This window comes from Micromonospora sp. NPDC005173, from assembly GCF_040608515.1.
GTDB lineage: Bacteria > Actinomycetota > Actinomycetes > Mycobacteriales > Micromonosporaceae > Micromonospora.
Genome location: NZ_JBEXIK010000007.1, coordinates 226257 through 233242 on the forward strand (window position 1 = coordinate 226257; position 6986 = coordinate 233242).

The 6986-nt window shown below is 71.9% G+C and carries 7 protein-coding genes; 2 read left to right on the forward strand and 5 right to left on the reverse strand.

Annotated features, from left to right (window positions below):
• Positions 1-57 precede the first annotated feature (57 nt).
• Both ABZV00_RS12020 and ABZV00_RS12025 read left to right on the forward strand, forming a co-directional pair.
• Positions 58-1059 (forward strand): cation diffusion facilitator family transporter, encoded by a 1002-nt coding sequence (locus tag ABZV00_RS12020; RefSeq protein ID WP_355604751.1) that lies wholly within the window; start codon positions 58-60, stop codon positions 1057-1059.
• A 60-nt stretch (positions 1060-1119) separates the two neighbouring features.
• Complete coding sequence (locus tag ABZV00_RS12025) at positions 1120-2205, forward strand: DUF3866 family protein (protein ID WP_355604753.1); 1086 nt, start codon at positions 1120-1122, stop codon at positions 2203-2205.
• A gap of 38 nt (positions 2206-2243) precedes the next feature.
• Here ABZV00_RS12025 and ABZV00_RS12030 read toward each other — a convergent pair whose 3' ends face one another.
• From ABZV00_RS12030 to rfbA, 5 genes are all read right to left on the reverse strand, one after another.
• On the reverse strand, positions 2244-3389 hold the full coding sequence (locus ABZV00_RS12030; RefSeq protein WP_355604756.1) for an oxalate decarboxylase family bicupin: 1146 nt from the start codon (positions 3387-3389) through the stop codon (positions 2244-2246).
• Positions 3390-3625: 236 nt separating this feature from the next.
• Complete coding sequence (locus ABZV00_RS12035) at positions 3626-3820, reverse strand: hypothetical protein (protein WP_355604758.1); 195 nt, start codon at positions 3818-3820, stop codon at positions 3626-3628.
• A gap of 67 nt (positions 3821-3887) precedes the next feature.
• Positions 3888-5246: a Pup--protein ligase gene (gene pafA / locus ABZV00_RS12040; protein ID WP_328416871.1), complete on the reverse strand. Its 1359-nt coding sequence runs from the start codon at positions 5244-5246 to the stop codon at positions 3888-3890.
• A gap of 68 nt (positions 5247-5314) precedes the next feature.
• Positions 5315-5938 carry a dTDP-4-dehydrorhamnose 3,5-epimerase family protein gene (locus ABZV00_RS12045; protein WP_328416873.1) on the reverse strand — a complete coding sequence of 208 codons (624 nt, stop codon included), beginning with the start codon at positions 5936-5938 and terminating at the stop codon, positions 5315-5317.
• Positions 5935-6822: a glucose-1-phosphate thymidylyltransferase RfbA gene (rfbA, locus tag ABZV00_RS12050; protein WP_355604762.1), complete on the reverse strand. Its 888-nt coding sequence runs from the start codon at positions 6820-6822 to the stop codon at positions 5935-5937. The genes ABZV00_RS12045 and rfbA overlap by 4 nt, the downstream gene beginning before the upstream one ends.
• Positions 6823-6986: the final 164 nt, after the last annotated feature.

The window sequence follows — 6986 nt, forward strand, 5'->3', positions numbered from 1 at the left end:
GGGGTGTCCGGGCCGGCAGCCCGGCGGGGTGTCGTCGCCGGTCATAGGGTGACTCTCATGGCGGAAGCGGGCGTCAAGACCGAGAGCGTCGGCACCGTGGTCGTCGCCGGCGCCGCCAACCTCGCCATCGCGGTGGCCAAGCTGATCGCCGGGCTGATCTCCGGCTCGGCCGCGATGCTCTCCGAGGCGGCACACTCGATCGCCGACACCACCACCGAGGTGCTGCTCTACCAGGCGCTGCGCCGGGGCGCCCGGCCCGCGGACACCCGGCACCCCTTCGGGTACGGCAAGGAAAGCTACGTCTGGGCGTTCTTCGCGGCCATGTTCACCTTCGTCGCGGGCGCCGGTTTCGCCGTCACCCACGGCGTCACCACCATCCTGGTGCACCAGCACAGCGGCGACTATCTGGTCTCGTACATCGTGCTGGGGGTGTCGTTCGTCATCGAGTCCATCTCGCTGGCCCGGGCCGTGCGGCAGGTCCGCCGCGAGTCCCGGCGCTGGAAGACCACTCCCCGGCGGTTCCTGCGGCTGACCGCCGACACCACCGTCAAGGCGGTCTTCCTGGAGGACAGCGCGGCGCTGATCGGTCTGCTGCTGGCCGGGCTCGGGGTCGGCCTGTCCGAGGCCACCGGCGACGAGGTGTGGGACGGCGTCGCGTCGATTCTGATCGGGCTGCTGCTGCTGACGGTCGCCGGGATCCTGGCCAGCAACAACCTGTCCCTGCTGGTCGGCCGGGCGGTCCCGGAGCGGCTGCGCCGCGTGATCGAGCAGGAGATGGCCGGGCTGCCCGAGGTGGAGCGGATCGACACCCTGCTGACCATGCAGCTCGGCCCGGACGACATCCTGGTCGCCGCGAAGGTCGATTTCCGTGACGAGGCCACCGGCGCGGCCATCGAGGCCACCGCCGACGAGGCCGAGCGGCGGCTCACCGGGCGGTTCCCGGAGATCCGCTACGTCTTCCTCGACCCGACCCGCTCGCTGCCCGGCGCCGGCGGCCAGGCCCGAAACACCCAGGCCGGCCCGAGCCCGGACGCCGGCGGCGCACCCGACCCGACCTGAACCACGTCGCCAGACCACCCGGGCGCGGGTCGCCGGGCCCGCGCGGCTAGCGTGCCCGTCATGGTGCGATGGCGGGCGGGGACGGTGGCGGCGCTGCGGCGGCAGTGGACCGGGGCGATGGAGCTCGACGTCGACCTGCCCGACGGCACCCGCATGCGGGCGCTGGCCTACCCGGAGCTGGTCGGCACGCCCGAGCCCGGCGACCGGGTGCTGCTCAACGTCGGTGCACTGCTGATGGGGCTGGGCACCGGCGGGTACGCCCTGGTGGTGGCGCTGCCGGACCGGCTGCCGCCCGACCCGCCGGCCTCCGGCGACACCCGCGACACCGGGCACCTCGTCAAGGCCCGCTACACCCCGCTGCAACCGATCCTGCTCGGCGTCGACGAGGAGGCGTCCCCGCACCGGGACGTCCTGGCCGACGCCGACGACCTGGGCGGGCTGCCGGTGGTCACCGCCGACCTGCACTCGGCTCTGCCGGCGATCCTGGCCGGCATCCGGGCCGACGCCCCGCACGCCCGGGTGGCGTACCTGCTGACCGACGGTGGGGCGCTGCCGGCCTGGTTCTCCCGCACCCTGGCCGGGCTGCGCGCCGACCTTGCCGGAACGATCACCGTCGGGCAGGCGTTCGGCGGCGACCTGGAGGCCACCACCCTGCACGGCGGCCTGCTCGCCGCCCGGTACGTGCTGCGCGCCGACGTGGCGGTGGTCGCGCAGGGGCCCGGCAACCTCGGCACGGGCACCCGTTGGGGCTTCTCCGGGGTCGCCGTCGGCGAGGCGGTCAACGCGATCGCCACGCTGGGCGGCAGGCCGGTCGGGTCACTGCGGATCTCCGCCGCCGACCCCCGTCCGCGGCACCGGGGCGTGTCCCACCACAGCCTCACCGCGTACGGCCGGGTGGCGCTCGCCCCGGCGGAGCTGGTGGTGCCCGACGACCTGGACCCGGCGCTGGCCGCCGAGGTGGACGCGGCGCTGGTCCCGCTGGCGGCCCGACACCGGATCGTCCGGGTGCCCGTCGCCGGCCTCGACGCGGCGCTGCGGGCCAGCACCGTGCCGCTGTCCACCATGGGCCGTGGCCTCGACGCCGACCACGCCTACTTCCTCGCCGCCGCGGCGGCCGGCCGCCACGCCGCCACCCTGCTGCCCTGACCCGGCCCGGTTCTGGGCCGGAGCGGGTCGGCCGTCGGTCAGCGCACCAGGGGGCGTTTGTCGCGGGGCAGGGCTTCGATCATCTCCCGGGGCAGGTTGAGGGTGTCCGAGATGACCTGGGGTGGAGTGTTCGCCATCCACTGGGTCAGGGAGATGTCCTCGAACCGAGGCTTGCGGAACATCTCCAGGAAGACCAGCGGCTCGTTGCCGAGGTTCTCGATGTAGTGGCCGTACGCGAACGGCACGTACCCGACGTCGCCGGAGCGCATGTCGAAGGTGCCGGCCACGCCGGTGCTGGCGAACACGCCCATCCGGCCGTGGCCGGAGATGTAGTACTGCCACTCGTCGTCGGTGGGATGCCAGTGCAGCTCGCGCATCCCACCCGGGTCGACCTCCACCAGCGCGGCGCAGATGGTGGTGGCCGCGGCGAACTGGTTCACGTCGGCGATGCGCACCTGACCGCCCGGGAACCGTCGCGGCTGCTGCGCGAGCAGCCGGTGGCTCAGCGTCCGGGGCACGTCCCCGGTCGGGCTCACCACCCGGTCGCGTTCCAGCGGCGGCGGCACCTCCCCGGCGAAGATGTACTTCTCCCGCTCCGGCAGCGAGTCGAGCTGCTCGGGCCGCCAGCCGAAGTTCTTGGCCAGCACGTCCTTCGGGGTGTGCGCGAAAAAGTCGCTGATCAGGAACGTGCCGTTCTCGGTGAACGCCCCGTCGTCGAAGACCAGCAGGAACTCCACCCCCTCGTCGAGGGCCTGGATGTGGTGCGGCACGCCCTTGGGAAAGAACCACAGGTCGCCGGCGCGCAAGTCGTCGAGGAAGTTGCGGCCCTCCTGGTCGACCGCGCTGATCCGGCAGCTGCCACGTGACACGTACGCCCACTCGGACTGCTGGTGCCAGTGCAGTTCCCGGTACGCGCCCGGCTCCAGCGCCATGTCCACGCCGCAGAGCTCGGTGGCGATCGGCAGCTCCCGTACCGTGACCTCCCGGGTCCAGCCGCCGCGCTGGATCCGGGTGTGCGCGTCGGAGAAGGAGAACCGCAGGTTGGGCAGTGTGCCCGCGTCCGTGCTCGGTGGGGTCAGCAGATCCGGGTTCTGCCGGTCCCGGACCACGTCACGCGGCCCGGGATCCTGCCAGCCGGCCTGCCCCCGCTGCGGCTGTGGCGCCGCGCTGTCCCCGCCCGTCATCGCTCGCTCCCTCCGTCGGACCCGCCGTTGCCACCGAGCGGTTCCGCGGCTGCGGGCGTCCGGCGACCGGCGACGGTTACCCGATCCGGGGGCCCGGTCGGGCCAGCGGTGGCCCCCCGGGGCCAGCCACCGGCACCGATGCGGAAGCGGCGTCGTCGCGGCAAGCCCGGCCACGGCGGGGACGCCGGTGCGGTACGGAGTGTCGGCCGGCGGGACCGGCGAGGAAGCCCGTGGGATCAGGCGAGGAAGATCAGGGCGAGCCAGCCGCCCACGATGAGCACCAGCGCCAGGGCCAGCACCCACGTCGGCACGGTGTAATCGCCGCGCCGGTTGCGGTCGATCTCGGCGCGGATCTTGTCCCGGCGGCGTTCGACCCAGTTCTGCCGCTCGGTGCCGCGCTCGGGGCGGTCGGAAGGTCCAGAAGTCGTCATGGCGCGCCCAGCCTACCGAAAGCGCCGGCCCCGCCGGCGGACACCACCGCCGGGGCCGGCGCACCGGTCACATGCTGGCGATCAACCGCTCCACCCGCTCGTCGTACGCCCGGAACGGGTCCTTGCAGAGCACCGTGCGCTGCGCCTGGTCGTTGAGCTTCAGGTGCACCCAGTCGACGGTGAAGTCCCGCCGCTTCTCCTGGGCGTGCCGGATGAACTCGCCGCGCAGCCGGGCCCGGGTGGTCTGCGGCGGGGTCTCCTTGGCCTCGAAGATCTCCGGGTCGGTCGCCACCCGGTCCACCTCGCCACGGCGCTCCAGCAGCCCGTAGAGGCCGCGACCGCGACGCAGGTCGTGGTAGGCCAGGTCCATCTGCGCCACCCGCGGGTGCGACAGCGGCAGATCGTGCTTGCGCTGGTAGCGCTCGATCAGCCGCAACTTGGTGACCCAGTCGATCTCCCGGGAGACCGGCTCCAGATCCCCGCTCTCCACCGCGTTCAGCACCCGGCCCCACAGCTCGACGACTCGCTTGGCGGCCTGGTCGCCGCCACGGCGCTCCACGAACTCGGTGGCCTTGGCGAGGTATTCCTGCTGGATGTCCAGCGCGCTGACCTCCTTGCCGGAGGCCAACCGGACCTTGCGCCGGCCGGTGATGTCGTGCGACACCTCCCGGATCGCCCGGATCGGGTTCTCCAGCGACAGGTCGCGCATCACCACCCCGGCCTCGATCATCCGCAGCACGATGTCGGCCGTGCCGACCTTGAGCAGCGTGGTGACCTCGTTCATGTTGGAGTCGCCGACGATCACGTGCAGCCGCCGGTAGCGCTCGGCGTCGGCGTGCGGCTCGTCGCGGGTGTTGATGATCGGGCGGCTACGGGTGGTCGCCGAGGAGACGCCCTCCCAGATGTGCTCGGCCCGCTGCGACAGGCAGTAGACCGCGCCGCGTGGGGTCTGCAGGACCTTGCCGGCCCCGCAGATCAACTGCCGGGTGACCAGGAACGGGATGAGCACGTCGGCGAGCCGCCCGAACTCGCCGTGCCGGGAGACCAGATAGTTTTCGTGGCAGCCGTACGAGTTGCCGGCCGAGTCGGTGTTGTTCTTGAACAGGTAGATCTCACCCGCGATGCCCTCGTCGTGCAGTCGCTTCTCCGCGTCGACGAGCAGACCCTCCAGGATCCGCTCGCCGGCCCGGTCGTGGGCGACCAGATCGGTCACCGAGTCACACTCCGGAGTGGCGTACTCCGGGTGCGACCCGACGTCCAGGTAGAGCCGGGCCCCATTGCGCAGGAACACATTGCTCGACCGACCCCAGGACACCACGCGACGGAAGAGATACCGCGCGACCTCGTCCGGGGACAGCCGCCGCTGCCCGCGATAGGTGCAGGTGACGCCGTACTCGGTCTCGAGGCCGAAGATTCGCCGCTCCATGAGGTGACATTAGCCGCCCGGAGGGCCGGTTCGTCACTGTCACAGCACAGGTCGTGCCCCGGGTGCGGTCACATACCGGCTGAGTGCGACATTCCGTCCGGTCCGATGCTCGCCACGAACCTCCGGCAGCTGTCGTACTCCGGCAACAGCCCGCGCTCGCGGGCCTGCGCCAGCGTCGGCGCCGCGTCGTCGCGGGCGGACAGTTGCGGGACGTCGGCCGGCCACTCGATGGCCAACTCCTCGTCCAGCGGGTGCACCGCGTGCTCGCCGGTCGGGTTGTACGTGGTCGAGCAGAGGTAGCTCAGCGTCGCGTCGTCGGTCAGCGCGCAGAAGCCGTGCCCCAGCCCCTCGCTGAGGTAGACCGCCCGGCGGTCGGTGTCGTCCAGCCGGACGCCCTCCCAGCGGCCGAAGGTCGGCGAGCCCACGCGCAGGTCCACCACCATGTCGAGCACCGCACCCCGCACGCAGGTGACGTACTTGGCCTGCCCGGGCGGGACGTCGGCGAAGTGGATACCGCGCACCACACCGCGCGCGGAGACCGACAGGTTGGCCTGGGCCAGCCGCAGCGGATGCCCCACCACCTCGGCGAGCCGGTCGAAGCGGTACCACTCCATGAACATGCCGCGCGGGTCACCGTGCTGCTGCGGGGTGATCTCCCAGGCGCCCTCGATGCTCAGCTCCCGGATCTTCACCAGACGCCCCCGTCGCCGCTCTTCTCGGCCAGCAGGCCGAGCAGGTAGTCGCCGTAGCCGCTCTTGGTCAGTGGCTCGGCCAGCGCGCGCAGCTGAGCGTCGTCGATCAGGCCGGCCCGCCAGGCCACCTCCTCGACGCAGCCGATCTTCAGACCCTGCCGCTCCTCGACCACCCGGACGAACTCGGCGGCCTGCATCATCGAGGTGAACGTGCCGGTGTCCAGCCAGGCGGTGCCCCGGTCCAGCACGGTCACCGACAGCTCCCCGGTCTCCCGGTACACCTCGTTGACCGCCGTGATCTCCAGCTCGCCGCGGGCGCTCGGGGTGAGCTTGCGGGAGATGTCGACCACCCGGTTGTCGTAGAAGTACAGGCCGGGCACCGCGTAACGGGACTTCGGCCGGGCCGGCTTCTCCTCGATCGAGCGCACCCGACCGTCGGCGTCGAAGTCGACCACGCCGTACTCCTGCGGGTTGGCCACCTGGTAGGCGAAGACTCGACCGCCGATCGGGTCACCGTGGCCGGCGAGCTGCCGACCCAGGCCGACGCCGTGGAAGATGTTGTCGCCGAGGATCAGCGCCACCGACTCGTCGCCGATGAAGTCCGCCCCGAGGATGAACGCCTGCGCGATGCCCTCCGGGCGCTCCTGGCTGACGTACTCCAGCCGCAGCCCGAACTGGCTGCCGTCGCCGAGCAGCCGACGGAACTGGCCCTGATCCTCCGGGGTGGTGATCACCAGGATCTCGCGGACCCCGGACATCACCAGGGTGGAGAGGGGGTAGTAGACCATCGGCTTGTCGAAGACCGGCATCAGCTGCTTCGACACCGCCCGGGTGATCGGCCAGAGTCGCGATCCGGTGCCACCGGCAAGTAGGATTCCACGCACCGGCGAAGCCTACCGGCACGAATACGGAACGTGCGCGGGGGTCGCATGCCCCGCGCGACGCGCGACTTGGCGTACACTTCCGGACCCGTGAGGATCCTCGTCACCGGCGGAGCCGGATTCATCGGGTCGGAGTACGTTCGCCTGCTGCTGGGCAAGCCCCTCGG